We start from the raw sequence: 19,024 nt of genomic DNA, 5'->3' as shown, positions 1-19,024 counted from the left end.
GTGATAACATACTTGAGGAAACATTGTGTACTCGTCGATAAAATGTTCCTCTCCGGGGGCGTAGCCCCGATTCATTTTGTAGCAACGGGTTTCAACCCGTTGGGGGGTAAACAAACAATTTTTGAGAGCTGTAGGTTCGGCACATATTAAAGCCTAAATTTGTCGTTTGGGGCACTATAACTAGTAAAAATGGCAATACACCGGAATACTACTGTCAAGTCACTCATAAATTGAGGCTCAGTCTTTCGACTTAAGACTTGATACTACCTATAAACTGCCCCTCTATACATTTGCTTTAAACTCGTTAAGCCGTAACCGCTTTCCCGGCGGCCGCTTGCCTTTTCTGTTCACGCTCGCGCATAAAGGCGTTCAATAGCAGCATGCCTACACCAACCATAATAGCTACATCGGCTATGTTGAATATGCCGGTTTCAAAAATGCCAAAGTTCATGTGTACAAAATCGGTTACGCTGCCATAAACAGCCCTATCATACAGGTTACCTATGCCACCTGCCAGTATTACAATAATGCCGGCCTGGTTAAGCAGTGTTAAACCACGTTTTAATAGCACGTATAATAAACCCCAGGCCAATGCCGCGGCTGGTAAAACCGAAAGCAGGATAAAATGCCATGGATTGGCCAGCTTATCGCCGATACTTAAAAATGCACCTGTATTTTCTACCCTGGTAATGGTCAAAAAGTTTTTCACAACCGTAATAACAATGGCAAAATGAATATGATCACGTACATATATCTTGCTGATCCTGTCGGCCCCAATAACTAATGCTAAAAGCAATAACAACCAAAATCCCCTCGAAACCCTTTTCTTATCCATCAAAATTTAGTACTGGTATTTGTTTATAACGTAACAGGCGTTACTTAAGTTGTCGGCCCCATAAAATGCGGGCCCAAATGTTGGTCATTTTATAAAAAAGAGCCATCCGTTTTGTTTACAGATGGCTCTTAGTATCGGTCGAAATTATTTTTTGTAGAATTTAAAATCTTTACCAATGAATTTTGCGTTTGCGCCTAATTCTTCTTCAATACGAAGCAATTGGTTGTATTTAGCGATCCTGTCTGAACGTGAAGCCGAACCGGTTTTGATTTGACCGCAATTTAATGCTACAGCTAAATCGGCAATGGTAGCATCTTCAGTTTCGCCAGAGCGGTGGCTCATTACTGATGTATAACCGTTGGTTTGCGCTAAAGTTACCGCGTTGATGGTTTCTGTTAACGAACCAATCTGGTTTACTTTTACCAGGATTGAGTTTGCAGTATCCTCGTTAATACCACGTTGTAAACGTTTGGTGTTGGTTACAAATAAATCATCACCCACCAGCTGTACAGTTTTGCCCAGTTTCTCGGTTAATAATTTCCAGCCATCCCAATCATCCTCGGCCATACCGTCTTCAATCGAAATAACAGGGTATTTGGCAACAAGTTCGGCAAGGTATTCAACCTGCTCGGCGCTGGTGCGGATAGCACCTTTTTCGCCTTCAAATTTGGTGTAGTCGTATTTGCCGTCTTTGTAAAATTCAGATGCAGCACAGTCAAAAGCGATAAAGATATCTTCGCCTGGTTTGTAGCCTGCTTTTTCAATGGCTTTTAAAATGGTTTCAACACCATCTTCGGTACCTTCAAAAGTAGGAGCAAAACCACCTTCGTCGCCTACAGCTGTTGATAAGCCACGGTCGTGCAGAATTTTTTTCAGGTTATGAAATACTTCGGTACCCCAACGCAATGCCTCAGAGAAAGAAGGGGCGCCAACCGGCATAATCATAAATTCCTGGAAAGCGATAGGTGCATCAGAGTGCGAACCACCGTTGATGATGTTCATCATCGGGATAGGTAAAGTATTGGCATTTACACCGCCAATGTAACGGTATAAAGGCTGGCGGCTTTCCTGTGCTGCTGCTTTTGCAACGGCCAATGAAACACCTAATATAGCGTTGGCGCCAATTTTGCCTTTATTTTCGGTACCATCAATTTCAATCATCAGGGCGTCGATGCTGTTTTGATCAAATACATCAATGCCTTTTAATTCGGGAGCTAAAATGTCATTTACGTTGGCAACAGCTTTTAACACGCCTTTACCCATATATTTTGTTTTATCGTCATCGCGAAGTTCAACAGCCTCGTGTACACCGGTTGATGCACCAGAAGGTACCGCAGCGCGACCGAACGCACCATTTTCAGTTAATACTTCTACTTCGATAGTAGGGTTACCGCGCGAATCTAAAATCTGGCGGGCGTGTACGTCAATTATTAAGCTCATTTTTTTATTGTCAGATATTTGTAAATTGTAAACGGCGGCTAAGTTAACAGCAAAATCAAGAAATCACAATCGAAATTTTGTATTTGTTATCATTATTAATCAATAATGCCAAAGGGTAACAGCAATTTAACATGAAATTAAAATGTTTTTATGCTGATTTTGTCTTTAAAAGGAAAAATTCCGGCCTTAATCGGTCGTGGTAGGCACATGTTCACGCTGCACAGCGTTTTTGCGGTTAATACGATACATCAACATGAGCATAATATTGTGTTTGGCGCTGCTTTGTATGGTTGTATAATTACGTTGGTTTATCCAGCCGGCTTGTACTATCCAGCTTTTATCCACCTGGTAACCCAAAGCAGCAGAAATGCGGTTGCGCTCGAAATTGGGTACCCTGTTATTAAAAAACACCTCGTCGAAAACTGAGATAAACCAGGTGTTGGCAATAATTTTTTTGTGATTTAACGGGATAAACATGTTTAGGCGATATCTGAAGCGGTTGCGATAATCGCCATTTACCCAGCGCTGCTCTATACGGTAACGATGTTCGAATTTAAAGCGGTCTAAAAACTGGTTAACCGTCATTTGCTCCCAAAACCTGAATTCATTGGTTGTCGGGCCTTTATCAAGATCGGTATAATCATAAGTATGGTAAGTTCCGGTACCAAGCAGGGCGGTAAAATTTTTATCCAGATCGTAACTTACGCCCGCTTTTGCCTCGTAGTACTGAAACTGTGTAAACGCGCCGTTTGTTCGGGTTTGAATTTCGGAGTATCCGCCCCATTTATGAGCACTATCGCCCGGTAATACCACGGTGGCTATGCCCCATGTACCAACTTTGGTATCCTGGGCTTTAACGGCGAATGAACATACTGTTAACAAAATAAAAACTAAAACGGCACCAATGTTGATTTTGAACATAACTTAGGGGTTTAATTGTGCAAATGTATTTCCTTAATGTTACGTTAGTGTTAAGTTACAACGCCTTAATGTTAAGTTAATGTTAAATTTTATCAATGAGTGGGCCGATGGAAAAGAAAAGTTTATTTTGTTAATGTAGTGAGATTTAAAATTTGTCGATTTAGGGCGATGCCTGCGGCCCGGGCTCACCGCTCATACGCGCACATGGCATTAGGCGCGGGCCGGTATCCGCTTTTATCCCTATCGCGAATTGTCTGAATCAGCATTTTCACCTTTTGTTTGTTTTTAAGAGGTGTTCAAGAAGGCTACGCTGTTTGCAGATTTAGAGAATGAGCAGAAGATATCAGTTTAGTGTTAACCTTGAGAAAAAATAAAATACTGATTGTTAGGTATTTATAAGAAAATAATCTAAAATGTGTTAAGTTATGTTAACCCACCTAAGATGCGTTTGCTCTGGGGGCAATCAATCTTACTACTTGCTACTAACTACTTGCTACTAAAAAACTATTCCCATTTAAAAGTTTTGATAGCCACAGCATAAACAATCACAAACCAAATTAAAAGGATCAGGAGTTGATGCGTTACATCTGCCAGGCCCGCACCTTCAAAAGCCACCTTGCGCATAGCATTGTTTAAATGTGTTAAAGGCAAAGCGTTACTGATGGCCTGCAGCCATTTAGGGAAAGCTGTTACTGAAAAGAAAGTGCCCGACAGTAAAAACTGCGGCATGGTAATAATGTTAGACAGGGGAGGTACCGTACCCTCGTTTTTGGCAATGCCCGAAATGATGAATCCAAAGCCCATAAATATAATGAGACCGAAAGCCGAGAGTACCAGCATATTTACAACTGTGATAACCCCGTGAATTAGTGTAAAGCCAAACAGGTAATGGCCAACTAAAATGATGAACAACGCACCCAGTAACGAGAAGGTTATCCTGGCCAAAGCCTCACCCAAAACAATGCTTGATCGTTTTACCGGTGTAGCAAAAAAACGCTTGATAACCAACGTTAAACGTAAACTCAGGAAAACAAAGGCAGTACCAAAAACGCCGCTGCTTAAAATGGAAAAACCTAACTGCCCGGGTAAAATAAAATCGATGTATTTATAAGCGCGGCCTGATACGGTAGTTTCCTCCAGGTGCACAGCCTCGGGTATTTTAAAGCCCGATACCGATTGTATTTTGGCTAACTCGGCCAGTTGCGCGTTATAAGAAGCATTGTTCAGTATCGATCGTAAAATGCCTCCTTTGTTTGAAGCCTTGCTGTATTGCACCTTTATATTCAAGGGTTGCATGGGCACCAGCGGTTTAATATCTATAATAGCATCTATTTGCCCTTTTGCCAGGTTCTTATTCATTTCATCAGCCGACTGATCGGTAATAAAATTTATCAACTGCTTTTGTTTAAGTTGCTGATAAAGTTTTCCGGTAGTATCGCAGCCTTTGGCAACACCAACATCAACAGAAGGGGCCCCGCCGCCAATATTGGCAAAAACAATAATAAATATTAAAGGGAATGCCAAGGTAAACACCACCGCCGAGGGGCTGCGCAGTATGGCCCTGAAACTTGCCTTGGCAATAGCCAGGGTTGCTTTTGTATTGCTATATTTCTTTTGGTTCATTTTGGTTCATTGGTTCACTTGTTCATTAGTTCATTGGTCTTTTCCGGCGGGATCATTGGTCGTTGAGTTATTTGCCTGCGGCGTCATTAAGTCATTTTTTTGAATGCCAACTGCCAACTCAAAACTGCCAACTTACTCCCCCTTCAGGGGGCCGGGGGGCTAACCTTCCCGCCATTCCTTACCCGTCAGGTTAATAAAAACATCCTCCAGGTTGGCCAGTTTAACTTGCTTTTTACGTTCGAAACCGGTTTCTACCAGCTGATCAATAAAATGATCGGGGGTATCTATGCCAATGATGTGGCCGCCATCAACAAAGGCAACACGGTCGCATAACACCTCGGCCTCGTCCATGTAATGAGTGGTTATCACAACGGTTGTGCCCTGGTCGCGTATTTCGCGGATCAGGTCCCAAAGGTTACGGCGGGCCTGCGGGTCAAGGCCGGTTGTGGGCTCATCCAAAAAAATGATCCTTGGGTTATTAATAAGCGTGGTGGCGATAGAGAACCGCTGCTTTTGCCCTCCTGAAAGATCTTTATATTTTGCCTTGGCCTTATCAACAAGTGCAACTTTCTCCAGCATTTCGGTGGGTGTTTTGTCAACCCCGTATAATCCGGTAAACAGTTCTATCAATTCCGATAGGTTAAGGTTAGGATAATAGCCGGCTGCCTGTAGCTGCACACCTATGCGTTGCTTAATGCTGTCTTTATCGGTATCAATATTAAAGCCGTCAACAGTGATTTCGCCCGATGTTTTTTCGCGCAGGGTTTCAATAACTTCAAGCGTAGTAGTTTTCCCGGCGCCATTGGGGCCAAGTAAGCCGAAGATCTCGCCCTCGTAAACTTCAAAGCTGATGCCTTTTACGGCTGCAAAATCGCCGTAGTTTTTTACCAGGTTTTTTACAGTGATAATGGGTGGTTTTGCCATAGGGTAAAAATGCAACAGAATAATGAAATAACCATGAATTATTTAAATGCGCCCGGCCCCCTCTAAACGGCGCAGCCATCATGAACACCCCTTAAATAAAAACAATGTAAATAATCTCCCCCGGAAGGGGAGGCTTTTTTAAGCTCTCCCTTCCGGGGGGGCTGCTCTTTATGTTTTTGGTTACGGGCTCATCGTGCTTTTAACCGTTTTATCTTCGGCTGCCGATTTTGCCCAGTTCCCGTTTGTTTTATCTCCCTTTTTGCATGGCGTTGCCGTTTATTAATAGCATTATGGGAGTAACGTTGATATATATAGAACCTGACAATTAAAAGCTCCCCTCAAGGGGGCTGGGGGGCTTATTTTATCAGGTGACCGATGGAATTAATGATAGCTTCGGCGTGTTCGGCAGCTTTAACTATCAGGTGGATGATTTGTATAGCAAGTAAAGTTTTCATGGTGATTGCGATTTGTTGATTCAAAAATGCAAACAGAATGGCCTTTTAACTATGGTTATTAGGCGAAGCAAAGCAAACTTCCGGTAAACGGCGGAAAATTACCGATGAATGATAGACGAAAATGAAGAACTGCCGGTAAACATCAGGAAATAATTTGGATGGAAGGCTTTACCAATATTAGTGTTGGTGCCGGGTTTATTTCAAAACAATTTGTAGTTGTTCTGAAACCTATTTTTACCTATTTTTAATCGCCAGTTATTAAAACCAAATGAAAAGACCTTTTTCACTACTCCTGTTAGTTTTACTTTGTGCTACAGTTAAAGCCCAGTTCAAACCTATTGCCGAAGGACCTGTTTTTAAGGAACCCGAAGATGGTTTTGCCAAAATCCTGGAAATGAAGACTGGGGGAACCTTGTTTTTTCGCATTACCAATAAAGATGGTATCGATATCCGCGTTTATGATCCAAGCCATAAAGAAACAGTGGTAACCAATGTGAAGCCATCATACGGCAAATTGAAGCAAGGTTATATTGAGGGTGTTTTTGAAATTAACGGCGATGCTGTTTTACTGATAAGCGAAGTGGATTCCCGTACCCCTGTTTTATACAGGCTGATAATTGATGCTAAAACCGGCACATTAAAAGACGATAAAAAGATAAGCGAACTGAGCCGAGTAGGTTTTATGCAAGGCTATGCCATGGCCTTTGGCGATGTGCCGATGCCCGAGTTTTATGTGCGCAAAGATCCCAACAGTGATAACTATGCTGTGGTAAAGTTTAACTCCTTTGAATCGGAAAGGAGCAAACGCATCGAAATCGTAACTTATGGGGCCGATAATAAAGAAACGGGCAGGGCTTTTTATGCCTCGCCCGAAGAAAAATACAAATACCTGCGCTATGTAGATATGGCCGTTATTGGCAGCGATAAAGTGTGCGTGCTGGCCTACGGTTTTAATACCAAAAATAGCGGCGGCAAAGAGAGCGAACTGATTATGGCCAACCTGGATAAAGGCGCAACCTCTGTTAACTTTACCGAACTTGGTTTTTCAAAAGACCTGATAGTTGATAATGGCATTGCCCGTTACATTCCCGCTACCAAATCATTAGTATTAATTGCTTTAGCCAGAGAAAAACAAAGCAGCAATAGCTATATTCCGCTGCTTGCTTTTGTAAATCCTTTTGAGCGCAAGATAAATCGGGTAGACCCAATATCACCCTCCGAAAAGCTGGGAGGTTATAATGGTTTGCCGCAAAACCTTTTTGTTAATGCCGATGGCACCTTTACTGTGGTATCTGAAAAGATGACTATAGACACGCACACCGGTGGTTCGTATGGTGGCAGTATTACCGAAACCATTTTGGGCGATATGGCGGTGGTTAACTACAGCAAAACCGGCGAGATGGTAAGCGAGTACCTGATCCGCAAAAATCATGTGCTTAATCAAACATATTTGCGGCCGTTTTATCACTCTGTAAGGGAGGGGACGGCGCAAACGCTGGTTAAAGGCAACCAGTTTAAATCATTTGCCTACCTGGATGGCAAAAGCAAAAGTTTTATTTTGTTTAATGATACCGAACGCAACAACGATAAACAGGAAAGCGGAAAACTGGTTGGCATCAAGGGCGTGAGCGATTGTGATGGCTTCTACTATCCCCTCGCCGGCGCCGCCGTTACCCCAAAAAGAGACTATGTTTTTGGTAACCCTGCCAGCAAACGCGATCACGATCTTGGCCTTTTCTCGATATCTGATTACGATCGTAAAAACGATTTGTATATCACCCTTGAGCTATCAAAAGAAAGCGGCAAAAAAGGTGTAAAAGTTGTTTGGCTGCAGCCATAAAAGCAAACCGCCCAGGAACATGATATTGCCGGGCGATTTCTTTAAGCTTATTCTGCTATTGCAAGTAAACGCTTCCACTCGGGATGGCGTTTTAAATAAGCAATGATATATGCGCAAAGCGGCACAATTTTCAGGTGGCGTTCTTCAATATAATTAAAGGCCTTTTCAACAAGCGCGGCAGCAACACCATTGCCCTCCATTTCTACGGGTACTTCTGTATGTATCAGGTAAATTTTATCGCCCTTTAACTTGTAATCAATAAAGGCCCTGTTGCCATCTACAATAAGTTCAAAATTGTGCATGGCTTCGTTATTAATAAGTGGGATGTCCTGGTATTTCATGTTTTTTTTAAATTTGTGCCGAAACTAAATTAGTAACAAAATTTATAAAGCTATTTTGTTGCAGTATTTTTGGTTGATTTTTTATCCGGCTAAATAAAAAGAGGAAAGTGGTATAAGATGCCATTTAACTAATGCAAATAGCTGATATTAACTTAGTTGTTTGTGTTTTTAAATTATAATTAATTTTGATTTGTGGTTCTATTTTTATAGAATTACATAAAGAAACAGCCCTGGTTTCGCGTTAATGAAAACTATTGTGAAGCAGCTTAAATGTATTTTACTTCAGGCTATACTATTGCTATGCATTACAGATGTTTTTGCACAGGCAAAGCGTCCGTTATATTTGGCCGCACACAGGAAAAAGTCCCTGCCTGCTGTAACGGTTAAGCCGGTTAAGGGTAGCACGGAATTTCGCGAGTTTTCAAAAATTTTGGCCAATGCCAATGTTACTTTTACCTTCCCAAAAGGTTTCAGAGAGATTCCGGCCGTAAATAACGAGAATTTTTCGTTTGACTATGCTATGGAAATTCCGGGGCGTGAGTTTGAGATATGGTTCCAGGTAAAATCCTTAAAACAAAACTGGCTGAGTTTGGAGCGCAACCATGAACAGCAAAATCCCGATTCGTCATACCTGGAGGTTGGTAAAGCACAGGCAACTAATTTTTCTGGCGAACAGGACAATTTTGTAAGGCCCATTCCGGCCAATGTGCTGGCGCGTTATAATGCCGATGCCGGTAAATCGTACCTGCTAACCCTGATGGACATGCCCGAAACCAAAAGCTACAAATACGCCTTACTCATTATTTTGCAGCGTAACCATACCGGTACAATTATGGCGGTTTGCTTTACCAACGAAAAAGATCCCGAATTTTTCCGGAACGCCGATAGGGCCAGCAATTGCCTTAAGTTTAAGATTCATTAACATTATGTTAGTAAGTTAACAGTTTTGGATACTCAATTCATTACCGAAACTTTATTTTTGCAAATAGGTGCATAGTAACACCTGCTTTAAAATTCTACTTTATAAATGGCAGAACCAGTTAATTACAGTGAAGATAGTATCCGCTCGCTCGATTGGAAGGAGCACATCCGTTTACGCCCAGGTATGTATATTGGTAAACTGGGCGATGGCTCGGCTTATGATGATGGGGTATACGTATTGCTTAAAGAGATTGTTGATAACTCGATAGATGAGTTTGTAATGGGCAGCGGCCGCACCATTGAGGTAAATATGAGCGATCATAAAGTATCGGTGCGCGATTATGGCCGCGGTATCCCGTTGGGTAAGGTTATTGATTGCGTAAGTAAAATAAATACCGGCGGTAAATATGATAGCAAGGCCTTCCAAAAATCGGTAGGGTTAAATGGTGTGGGTACCAAGGCGGTAAACGCGCTGTCGAACAATTTCATTGTACAATCATACCGCGACGGCCGTACCAAATTGGCCGAATTTGCCAAAGGCGAGTTGATTCGGGACGAACCCGAAAAGGAAACCACGCAACGCAACGGTACGGCTATTAACTTTATACCCGACGATACCATTTTCAGGCATTACCGTTTTATCCCGGAGTTTGTTGAGAGTATGATCTGGAACTATGTGTTCCTCAACTCGGGCCTTACCATTAACTTTAACGGTCAAAAATATTTTTCGGAACGTGGGCTGTATGATTTGCTTACGCGTAATACCGATGTAGAAACGCTGCGCTATCCTATCATCCACCTTAAAGGCGAGGATATTGAAATAGCCATGACCCACGGGCAGCAATATGGCGAGGAATATTACTCGTTTGTAAACGGCCAGAACACTACACAGGGCGGTACCCACCAGGCTGCTTTCCGCGAAGCAGTTGTTAAAACCATCCGCGAGTTTTATAAAAAGGAATTTGATGCTGCCGATATCCGCGCATCTATAGTTGCGGCTATAGCCATTAAGGTACAGGAGCCGGTTTTTGAATCGCAAACTAAAACCAAACTTGGCTCGCAAAATATTGGCCCCGAAGGGCCATCGGTGCGTGGTTTCATCAACGATTTCCTGAAAAAGGAACTGGATAATTACCTGCATAAAAATCCGGCTGCTGCCGATGCATTATTAAAACGCATTCTGCAATCAGAGCGGGAGCGTAAAGACATTGCCGGCATCAAAAAGCTGGCCAATGAGCGCGCCAAAAAAGCATCATTACATAACCGTAAGCTGCGCGATTGTAAACTGCATTTTGAAGATACCCACGAGCGTCGCCAGGATACTACACTGTTTATTACCGAGGGTGATTCGGCCAGCGGAAGCATCACCAAATCGCGCGATGTAATGACCCAGGCCGTTTTTAGCTTAAAAGGTAAACCGCTTAACTGTTTCGGTCTAACCAAAAAGGTAGTTTACGAAAACGAAGAGTTTAACCTGCTACAGCACGCCCTTAATATTGAAGATGGTCTGGATGCCCTGCGGTACAACAACATCGTAATAGCTACTGATGCCGACGTGGATGGCATGCACATCCGCCTGCTGCTGATGACTTTCTTTTTGCAGTTTTTCCCCGACCTGGTAAAGGCTGGCCACGTGTTTATCCTGCAAACACCGCTATTTAGGGTCCGTAATAAAAAAGAAACCATTTATTGCTACAGCGATGAGGAACGCCGTAACGCCATAGCCAAATTAGGCAACAAGCCCGAGATTACCCGCTTTAAAGGATTGGGTGAGATTTCGCCCGATGAATTTGGCTTGTTTATAGGTAAAGATATTCGCCTTGATCCCGTGATCCTGAAAGACGCCAATATTAAAGGCCTGCTGGAATATTTTATGGGCAAAAACACGCCAACCCGCCAGATGCACATTGTAAACAACCTGCGGGTTGAAAAAGATGATGAAAGCATTAACCCGCTGGTTGCCGAAGAGGCCGATGGGGTGGCATTGCCAGTTGCAGTTTAACCCGATTTGTTATCATAATACATAATGCACGCCCCATTGCGGGTAATGTCGTCAGGCCGAAAAATGGTAATGACCTAATTGCGAACGGAATTTTTGCGGAGGTTTATGTGATGTGCCTCTGCTGAAAAACGAATTGGTATGGAACCTCTGATACTATCAAAACCACAGGCCCGAAAAATCATCCTTCACGCTGCCGGGTTAGCCAGGCAGGAGCAGTTTGGGACGGGGATTGAGGCGGTTTACCGGCTTATTGATCACCTGGGTTTTGTGCAGCTGGATACCAACTACGTGGTGGAAAGGGCGCATCACCACGTGATGGCCGCACGCGTACCCGATTATGAGCCGGAATGGCTGGGCGAGCTGACAGCAGACGGCCGGATATTTGAATATTTTACTTCCGACGCGGGGTATATCCCGATGAGGGATTTTCGTTTTTCGTTGCCCGTTAAGGAAGGTTTTTCGGTAAACCGGAAGCCCCTGACACCGGCAGAGACCCGCCTCATGAAACAGGTGCTTGACCGGGTGGAACGCGAAGGTCCCCTGATGGTTGGTGATTTTGAGAACGACCGGCTGGAGGCCAGCTCGGGCTGGTGGGATTGGCGCCCGGCCAAAGTGGCGCTCGAACGGTTGTACCTGGATGGCAAACTGACCATCACCCGCACTAAAAGTTTTCATAAAGTATATGATGTGCCGATAAATTTAATTCCGCCGGATACGGATTTAACCATGCCCACGGCAGAGGAATTTGCCCGCTTCGTGATCAGGCGAACGCTGGGTGCATTGGGGATAGCCTACGTTAAAGAAATGGCCTGGCGCGCCCGTTATGTAAAGGGCAACCTGGTTAAAAAAGAACTGGAGAAAATGGTAGCCACAGGCGAAGTGCGCATCGTACAGGTAGAAGGGTTAAAAAGCGCCCCGCTTTATATGTTGCCTGGCCAGCAAACCGAGGTTGAACTGGCGGGTGATGCTTTTATCCTTTCGCCCTTTGATATCCTGAATGTATTCAGGCACCGCTTGAGGGACTTTTTTGACTTTGACTATCAGATTGAATGCTTTGTGCCCGCGCCCAAACGCAAGTACGGCTATTTCTGTTTACCGGTACTGGTAGGCGACACCTTTGTAGCCCGCATGGATGCCAAAGCCGACAGAAAACAAAAAGTACTAATTGTGCATAACCTGCATTTTGAGGAGGTAGAGCTTGACGAGGCCATGATAGGGAAGATAACAGCGGCGCTAAAAGCCTTTATTCTATTTAATAACTGCCGGGATATTGTTTTTAAAAAGTCAAATAGGGTTGATTATCTGGAGGTTATTGGGACTGCTTTTTGATGGGGGAGGGGTAAAACTAAAAAAATGTCATTTCTCCTCACCCCCGCGCACAAAGCCTACGCCGGTTCGTTCGAAATGACATTTTGTTTTAAATGATGCTTGTGGATAACGTGATGCGTGAATTGCATGGGGGAGCCCATGTAATGCGGTCCTACAAAAAAACAAAAGGCGATGAGTTTATACCCATCGCCTCTTCCAATATATTATAATCGGCTTTAACTACAACATAATCTGCTTTAACTACAAAGCCAATACTTCTTTTACTCTTTCGGCAGCTTCTTTAAGCAAAATGGCCGAGTATACTTTTAACCCTGAGTTATCTATCAATTCTTTTGCTTCGGCGGCGTTTGTGCCTTGTAAACGAACAATGATAGGTACAGGGATGTTGCCAATTTCTTTGTAGGCGTCAATAACACCCTGTGCAACACGGTCGCAACGAACGATACCGCCAAAGATGTTGATCAGGATGGCTTTAACGTTCGGATCGCTCAGGATGATGTTGAAACCTGCTTTTACGGTTTCGGCATTGGCAGTACCACCAACGTCAAGGAAGTTGGCAGGCTCGCCGCCGGCAATTTTAATAATATCCATGGTGGCCATAGCTAAGCCGGCACCATTAACCATGCAGCCTACGTTGCCATCAAGCTTTACATAGTTAAGGTTTGATTTGCTGGCTTCAACTTCAGTAGGGTCTTCCTCGTCGGTATCGCGCATAGCAGCGTAATCCGGGTGACGGTATAGGGCGTTATCATCAATGTTAACTTTGGCATCAACAGCTAAAATTTTGTTATCAGATGTTTTTAATACCGGGTTAATTTCAAACTGCGATGAATCGGTTGCATCGTAAGCTTTGTACAATGCCGCGATGAATTTGGTCATATCCTTAAAAGCCTCGCCCGATAAGCCTAAGTTGAAAGCGATTTTGCGGGTTTGGAAAGCCTGCAGGCCAACTTTAGGATCAATTTCTTCTTTAAATATCAGTTCGGGGGTTGAGTGTGCAACTTCTTCGATATCCATACCGCCTTCGGTGCTGTACATGATAATGTTACGGCCTTTAGCCCTATCAAGCAGTACACTCATATAAAACTCTTTAGTTTCGCTTTCGCCAGGATAGTAAACATCCTGGGCAACTAAAACTTTTTTTACTTTTTTACCTTCGGGGCCGGTTTGTGGGGTAACCAGTTGCATGCCAATAATATTGCCTGCAATTTCTTTAACCTGATCGTGATTTTTGGCCAGCTTTACGCCACCGCCTTTACCACGGCCACCGGCATGGATCTGGGCTTTTATAACCACCCAGCTTGATCCCAGGTCTTCTTTCAATTTTTGGGCAGCTGCAACAGCCTCTTCGGGTGTATCAGCAACAATGCCTTCCTGTACTCGTACGCCAAAGCTTTTTAATATCGCTTTGCCCTGATATTCGTGGATATTCATGTTTTTTGAAGAATTTGCGGTAAATCTACAATTTTTGTTTAAAGTAGGGGAGGATTGTAGCGTTTATTTGACAGCACTTATTTTATCATCGCCTTTAAGCCAGAAAGAAATTTTACTTCCTTTACCCAATTGGCTTTGGATGGTTAGTTTACCCCCATTTTTTTCGATAAAATCCTGGCAAAGCGAGAGCCCCAGCCCCGAGCCCTTTTCGCCCGAAGTGCCATCTTTATGAAAATTTTCCCTGCGGAATATTTTGGCAATATCCTCGGCAGACATTCCGCCGCCGGTATCTTCTACATACACTTCAACAAAGCCGGGTTTAGTACTGTATCCCAGGGTTATTTTGCCGTTAACAGGTGTGAATTTAGTGGCATTGCCAATCAGATTGCGCAATACCAGCTTTATCATATCCCTGTCGCCGTAAACAGCAATGCTTTTATTGATGTTGTTAACCAGTTCAATATGTTTGTTATCGGTGTTCAGTTTAAACAGGTGATAATTTTCGTCGGCAATTTCCATTATATCAAACAAAACCCGGTGTACCTGGATGCCGTCCATCTGGCTTTTTGCCCAGTAAAGCAGGTTATCCGTAAGGCTAAATGCCGATCCAATATTTTCATCGAGATGGGGGATAAGCTCACCTAATTCAGCGAGCGATATCGAACCGGATTTTACCATGTCGAGGGTTTGCTTGAGCTGCCCTATTGGGCCCCTTAAATCGTGCGAGATGATTGAAAAAAGTTTGTCTTTGGTTAAGTTTGATTCCTGTAGCGCCCTGCTTTGGGTCAAAATTTCGTCGTTTTTATCACTTAATTCCTTGGTTTTTTCGTTAACCTTTCGTTCCAATACCACCTTTTGTCTTTTAATGCGGCTGTTATTAAATATGCTGAACAAGTAAAAAAACAATGACCCTGTAAGTATATAAAATAAATACGCCCACCAGGTTTTAAACCAGGGGGCGTTAACATGAAACGAATAAGCATCTGTACTGCTTATTTGCCCGTAAATGTTTTTGGCCCGTACAAAAAAGGTGTAATCGCCATCGGCAAGGTTGGTAAATGAAACTTCGCGGTCATGGCTCCAGCCCGACCATTTATCTTCAAATCCGTTTAATTGGTATTGGTATTGCATTTTGTCGGCATCCTCAAAAAACGGGCTTGTGAAAATAAATTTCAACCTGTTTTTTGAAAACGGAATATCGTTTTGCGGTAACCCGGCCCCGGTAGTAAAAATGGTTGAATCAGCCGCCTTTACGGTTTTGATATATACAGGCAACGGTTTATGGTAATAAGTTTGCTGATTGGGGTTGTAATTTACAACCTGCTTTAAATTTCCAATCCAAACCTGGCTGTTGCCGGCCGCAAGTACCGGTGCATCTACATCAACAGGCAGCAGGCCATGTGTTGTCAACGCGATTTTTTTAAATGGAGTAAACAACAACCTGAACGAACCATCAGCTTGTTTTATAAAGACGCCAGCATTTTGCACTTTTTTTGATGGGGCTCCCCAAAAGTAAATATCGCCCCCGGTAGTTTGTGTAGCGGTGTAAATGCAAACGCCCCGGCTCACCTTACCAAGTATGGCATCGGGTTCAAACCTGTTTTTTATTTTGTTGTAGCTATAAAAACCGTTGGTGGTGGTGGCTACAATGCGGTTGTTTAACCGGTAAATACGGTTGTTGAGGGTTGATGGTAATCCGTTTTTTGTATCATAAAAGGCCGTGCTGATTACTGAATCCATTTGCGCGTTTAGCCTTAGTTTATAAATACCTTTATTGTAGTGGCTTATCCATACGTTACCTTCATCATCTTGTTGTATATAGCGGGTTTCCTGTTCAAAGCCCCTGATCTTTTTTTCGTGCCAGGTATTGCCTTCTTTTGATAAAAGCCAGATGCCCGTGTTATAGGTGCCCATGATCATACAATCGGGCTTGTTTTTTATCTCGCCAAGGGTTTGGATAAACCAATGATGAATGAGCGGAATAGCTTTTTTGCCTTGTATTTCAAAAACCCCTTTACGATGAGCTAAATATAGTTTGCTGCCAAAATTAAACATATTCCAGTTTTCGCTTTCGGTTCCGGGGATGGCAGAAAAAGTTGAATTACCATTTTTATAAAAAAGCGCTTTGTCGGTACCCACATATAAATCGTTGCCTTTTTTACCAAGGGATAGTATGGTACCGTCCAGGCCATTATTGTGGTCATAAATAGATAAGGGCGAACTTGAAACCAACTGCGTAATATAGGTATCGGCACCAAGCCAAATGTTTTGGGCCTTATCCAGGAAACAAAAACCGGTGTTGAGGTTAAGCCCCAGCATATCTTTTGAGTTAAAATTTACCGTTTCGCCATTTTTGTTTAAAAGATAAACGCCTTCTTCGGCAACCAGGGCTATTTTTCCCATATCCAGGTAAAGCAGGCTTCGTACAGGAACGTTTTTGGTGGTTGTAACCGGATTTTTGGTGAGGAGTAACATTTTTTTAGTGCTATCTGCCTCCAGCGGGTTTAATGCCCATATCCGGTTGTTATCGTCGAGCAAAAGGTATTTGTCATCTTCGTAGTCGGCAATTCGTTTCAAATGTAGCCCGGCCATTTGTTTGCCAAAACCGGCATCTGCAAATTGGCCGTTTTTATATACTAACAAGCCGTTACTACCTAACGAAAACAATTGTTTTTTTTGCCGAAATAGCCAGTTATCGGCAATATTGAGTATTTTAAGTGTGCCCTGGCTGTACCGGAAAATGTTTTTGTTGTTATTGAAAAACACCTCGTCATTAAAAACTATTGTTTGACGTATATCATTCAGGTTTTTGTACGTTTTGGGAAGCAGGGGCAATAAAGTATGATACTTATAATTTGCTGCGCTATCTTTCCTGAAGTAACCAAGTTCGTTATAGGAGCCTACAAAAATTTCATTTTTTGAATTAATGCCTAATGAAAATACGTAGTTTTGATTGGCAATGGGCATTAAATCCCATGTAAGGCCATCGTATTTAACAACACCATCGTTATTGGCAATATATAGTACCCCCTGGTTATCCTGTGCCATGGTCCAGCTTTGTATGCCGGCGCCGTAAACGTTCATTGGGTATTTTTCAACAAATAGCTGCTGGGCATTAATAAACGGTACATTGATAAGTAAAATGCAGCAAACTATCAGAAGGCGCATATTTTATATTTAGGTGATTGCAATAATATTACTCCTTAAGGTTTTATTTCACAGGGGTGTATACGGCATATTAGCTGTTTTGTTATACTATTTTAACATTATACGCTTTAAATTTAGTCATATTCTGCAGGTTTGTTGCGCCCCGATAAAATCAACCAAAATATTAACTTTGCGTTATGCTTAAAGCTAAATCCATTTATAAATCATACGGGCAGTTACAGATATTAAAGGGTGTTGACCTGGAGGTTAAACGAGGCGAAATTGTAACCATCGTTGGCGCATCGGGGGCCGGCAAAAGTAGCCTGCTTAATATTTTAGGCACGTTAGACAGGCCGGATTCGGGGGAGTTATATATTAACGATATTGAGTTAAGCAAGCTTAATAATAAAAACTTAAGTGATTTTCGGAACCGTAAAATTGGCTTTATCTTCCAGTTTCATCATTTGCTGGCCGAGTTTACGGCGCTGGAAAATGTATGTATACCGGCGTTTATTGCAGGTGTATCAAAGTCAAATGCCGAAAAAAAAGCCAAAGAGTTACTTGATTTGCTGGGATTAAGCGATAGGCTGAGCCATAAACCCAACCAACTTTCGGGCGGCGAACAACAACGGGTAGCCGTTGCCCGTGCCCTTATCAACAATCCGGCGTTAATATTTGCCGACGAACCATCGGGCAACCTCGATTCAGTAAACGCGCTGGAGTTGCATGAACTTTTCATTAAGTTGCGTAATGATTTTAATCAAACTTTTGTTATTGTTACTCATAATGAAGAACTTGCCGACCTATCTGACCGTACGGTTATTATGAAAGACGGTTTAATTGTACCATAAGCTTAGCTATTAAATTGAAGATACTGATAACAGCAGCAAATGCTGCACAAGCTTATAAGCAAAAAAATAAATTAAACGGCGCCGATATTATTATGGGCGATTATATGGAATTGCCGGATTTTATGTTGAAGCCCGGCCAACTCATTCGCCTGCCTAATCCTGCATCGCCCAGTTACACGCATGAAATGTTGGCTTTATGCCTTGACTTGGAGGTAGACAAAGTTTATCTTTTCCGCGAACAGGAAACCGGCCTGTTAAAACAATCGGAGGTGTTATTTAACGAATATAATATAACAATCATTGCCGGCAACGATGAAGTATAAGGATATTGATAAGCGCAAAACTGCGTTTGTACTGGAGCTGGATGATGTGTTATACCCGGCCAAAGATTATATATACCAGGTTTACTACCTGTTTGCAAACATGCTGGAGTATGTTGAACTGGTTGATGCCAAACAAGTAATTAGCTTGATGACAGATACCTATGTTGCCGAAGGGCCTGACTTTGTATTTGATAAGCTTGAAAAGGAATTTCCTGTCGCGGCGCAGTACCGGGACAAGTTTTACAACCTTTTTGATACCGCGAAGCTGCCCCTGAAATTGCTTTTGTACCAGAATATGCTTACCTTACTTCAGGAAATTGTTGTCGACCGCAAAAAGCTATTCATTGTAACCAACGGGAAAGTTACGCAGCAGGTAAATAAGATAAGGCAGGTAGAGTGGCATAAACTTGAACCATACCTAATTTGCTACCTGGCCGATGAAACCGCCCCAAAACCCGAGCCAGATGTAATACACCTGTTAATGCAGGAGCATAACCTGCAACGAAGGGATATTTTGATGATAGGCAATTCGGAGGTAGATAGCTTATGCGCCGAAACTGTTGGAATTGACTATTTAAGCGTAGACAAATTTTTGTAACACCTGTTGTAACATACTTATTTTTATTTCGTTAACACAT

14 protein-coding genes and 1 pseudogene are annotated in these 19,024 nt (G+C 42.7%); 7 read left to right on the top strand and 8 right to left on the bottom strand.

Annotation, left to right across the window (positions count from 1 at the left end; translation table 11 throughout):
• Positions 1 to 304: 304 nt before the first annotated feature.
• The 5 genes from lspA to BMX56_RS18870 form a co-directional block, all read right to left on the bottom strand.
• Positions 305 to 835: a signal peptidase II gene (gene lspA, locus BMX56_RS18890; protein ID WP_090651235.1), complete on the bottom strand. Its 531-nt coding sequence runs from the start codon at positions 833 to 835 to the stop codon at positions 305 to 307.
• Between the two features lie 144 nt (positions 836 to 979).
• Entirely contained in the window at positions 980 to 2,275 is a 1,296-nt protein-coding gene (eno, locus tag BMX56_RS18885; RefSeq protein ID WP_090651234.1) for a phosphopyruvate hydratase, read from the bottom strand.
• Positions 2,276 to 2,461: 186 nt separating this feature from the next.
• On the bottom strand, positions 2,462 to 3,196 hold the full coding sequence (locus BMX56_RS18880; RefSeq protein ID WP_090651233.1) for a DUF2490 domain-containing protein: 735 nt from the start codon (positions 3,194 to 3,196) through the stop codon (positions 2,462 to 2,464).
• 504 nt (positions 3,197 to 3,700) lie between these two features.
• On the bottom strand, positions 3,701 to 4,819 hold the full coding sequence (locus BMX56_RS18875) for an ABC transporter permease (RefSeq protein WP_090651232.1): 1,119 nt from the start codon (positions 4,817 to 4,819) through the stop codon (positions 3,701 to 3,703).
• Positions 4,820 to 4,978: 159 nt separating this feature from the next.
• Positions 4,979 to 5,743, bottom strand: coding sequence for an ABC transporter ATP-binding protein (locus tag BMX56_RS18870; protein ID WP_090651231.1), 765 nt, complete (start codon positions 5,741 to 5,743; stop codon positions 4,979 to 4,981).
• Positions 5,744 to 6,466: 723 nt separating this feature from the next.
• Between BMX56_RS18870 and BMX56_RS18865 the strand changes: the two genes are divergently transcribed.
• Positions 6,467 to 8,038 (top strand): hypothetical protein, encoded by a 1,572-nt coding sequence (locus BMX56_RS18865; RefSeq protein WP_090651230.1) that lies wholly within the window; start codon positions 6,467 to 6,469, stop codon positions 8,036 to 8,038.
• Positions 8,039 to 8,085: 47 nt separating this feature from the next.
• Here the strand turns inward: BMX56_RS18865 and BMX56_RS18860 are convergent, their stop codons facing one another.
• Positions 8,086 to 8,379 (bottom strand): GNAT family N-acetyltransferase, encoded by a 294-nt coding sequence (locus BMX56_RS18860; RefSeq protein ID WP_090651229.1) that lies wholly within the window; start codon positions 8,377 to 8,379, stop codon positions 8,086 to 8,088.
• A 256-nt stretch (positions 8,380 to 8,635) separates the two neighbouring features.
• On the opposite strand from BMX56_RS18860, the gene BMX56_RS18855 reads away from it, so the two are divergent.
• The 3 genes from BMX56_RS18855 to BMX56_RS18845 all read left to right on the top strand — a co-directional run bounded on the left by BMX56_RS18855 (position 8,636) and on the right by BMX56_RS18845 (position 12,631).
• Positions 8,636 to 9,301 (top strand): hypothetical protein, encoded by a 666-nt coding sequence (locus tag BMX56_RS18855; protein ID WP_143065476.1) that lies wholly within the window; start codon positions 8,636 to 8,638, stop codon positions 9,299 to 9,301.
• A gap of 105 nt (positions 9,302 to 9,406) precedes the next feature.
• Positions 9,407 to 11,302, top strand: a complete 1,896-nt coding sequence (locus BMX56_RS18850; protein WP_090651227.1) for a DNA topoisomerase IV subunit B — start codon at positions 9,407 to 9,409, stop codon at positions 11,300 to 11,302.
• A gap of 138 nt (positions 11,303 to 11,440) precedes the next feature.
• Positions 11,441 to 12,631 (top strand): winged helix-turn-helix domain-containing protein, encoded by a 1,191-nt coding sequence (locus tag BMX56_RS18845; RefSeq protein ID WP_090651226.1) that lies wholly within the window; start codon positions 11,441 to 11,443, stop codon positions 12,629 to 12,631.
• 240 nt (positions 12,632 to 12,871) lie between these two features.
• Here BMX56_RS18845 and sucC read toward each other — a convergent pair.
• A pseudogene (gene sucC / locus BMX56_RS18840) lies at positions 12,872 to 14,068 on the bottom strand (ADP-forming succinate--CoA ligase subunit beta); the annotation flags it as partial.
• 60 nt (positions 14,069 to 14,128) lie between these two features.
• Positions 14,129 to 17,233, bottom strand: coding sequence for a sensor histidine kinase (locus BMX56_RS18835; RefSeq protein ID WP_090651224.1), 3,105 nt, complete (start codon positions 17,231 to 17,233; stop codon positions 14,129 to 14,131).
• A gap of 176 nt (positions 17,234 to 17,409) precedes the next feature.
• Between BMX56_RS18835 and BMX56_RS18830 the strand changes: the two genes are divergently transcribed.
• Genes BMX56_RS18830 through BMX56_RS18820 form a run of 3 tightly spaced genes read left to right on the top strand, consistent with a single transcriptional unit; the run spans position 17,410 to position 18,984 of the window.
• Positions 17,410 to 18,063 carry an ABC transporter ATP-binding protein gene (locus BMX56_RS18830; protein ID WP_090651223.1) on the top strand — a complete coding sequence of 218 codons (654 nt, stop codon included), beginning with the start codon at positions 17,410 to 17,412 and terminating at the stop codon, positions 18,061 to 18,063.
• Positions 18,064 to 18,077: 14 nt separating this feature from the next.
• Positions 18,078 to 18,386, top strand: coding sequence for a hypothetical protein (locus BMX56_RS18825; protein ID WP_090651222.1), 309 nt, complete (start codon positions 18,078 to 18,080; stop codon positions 18,384 to 18,386).
• The gene (locus BMX56_RS18820) at positions 18,376 to 18,984 is read left to right on the top strand and encodes an HAD family hydrolase (protein WP_090651221.1); all 609 of its coding nucleotides are present in this window, start codon (positions 18,376 to 18,378) and stop codon (positions 18,982 to 18,984) included. The genes BMX56_RS18825 and BMX56_RS18820 overlap by 11 nt, the downstream gene beginning before the upstream one ends.
• Positions 18,985 to 19,024: the final 40 nt, after the last annotated feature.

Origin of the sequence: Mucilaginibacter sp. OK283, assembly GCF_900110415.1 — a bacterium.
Taxonomy (GTDB): domain Bacteria; phylum Bacteroidota; class Bacteroidia; order Sphingobacteriales; family Sphingobacteriaceae; genus Mucilaginibacter.
The sequence above is the reverse complement of the archived record's forward strand: the minus strand, read 5'-3'. Positions and strand labels throughout refer to the sequence as shown.

Coding starts and splice junctions, on each gene's coding strand:
- BMX56_RS18875 (WP_090651232.1), bottom strand. CDS start 4,819: ATGAACCAAAAGAAATATAGCAATACAAAAGCAACCCTGGCTATTGCC.
- BMX56_RS18865 (WP_090651230.1), top strand. CDS start 6,467: ATGAAAAGACCTTTTTCACTACTCCTGTTAGTTTTACTTTGTGCTACA.
- BMX56_RS18880 (WP_090651233.1), bottom strand. CDS start 3,196: ATGTTCAAAATCAACATTGGTGCCGTTTTAGTTTTTATTTTGTTAACA.
- BMX56_RS18835 (WP_090651224.1), bottom strand. CDS start 17,233: ATGCGCCTTCTGATAGTTTGCTGCATTTTACTTATCAATGTACCGTTT.
- lspA (WP_090651235.1), bottom strand. CDS start 835: ATGGATAAGAAAAGGGTTTCGAGGGGATTTTGGTTGTTATTGCTTTTA.
- BMX56_RS18850 (WP_090651227.1), top strand. CDS start 9,407: ATGGCAGAACCAGTTAATTACAGTGAAGATAGTATCCGCTCGCTCGAT.
- BMX56_RS18820 (WP_090651221.1), top strand. CDS start 18,376: ATGAAGTATAAGGATATTGATAAGCGCAAAACTGCGTTTGTACTGGAG.
- BMX56_RS18870 (WP_090651231.1), bottom strand. CDS start 5,743: ATGGCAAAACCACCCATTATCACTGTAAAAAACCTGGTAAAAAACTAC.
- eno (WP_090651234.1), bottom strand. CDS start 2,275: ATGAGCTTAATAATTGACGTACACGCCCGCCAGATTTTAGATTCGCGC.
- BMX56_RS18860 (WP_090651229.1), bottom strand. CDS start 8,379: ATGAAATACCAGGACATCCCACTTATTAATAACGAAGCCATGCACAAT.
- BMX56_RS18845 (WP_090651226.1), top strand. CDS start 11,441: ATGGAACCTCTGATACTATCAAAACCACAGGCCCGAAAAATCATCCTT.
- BMX56_RS18830 (WP_090651223.1), top strand. CDS start 17,410: ATGCTTAAAGCTAAATCCATTTATAAATCATACGGGCAGTTACAGATA.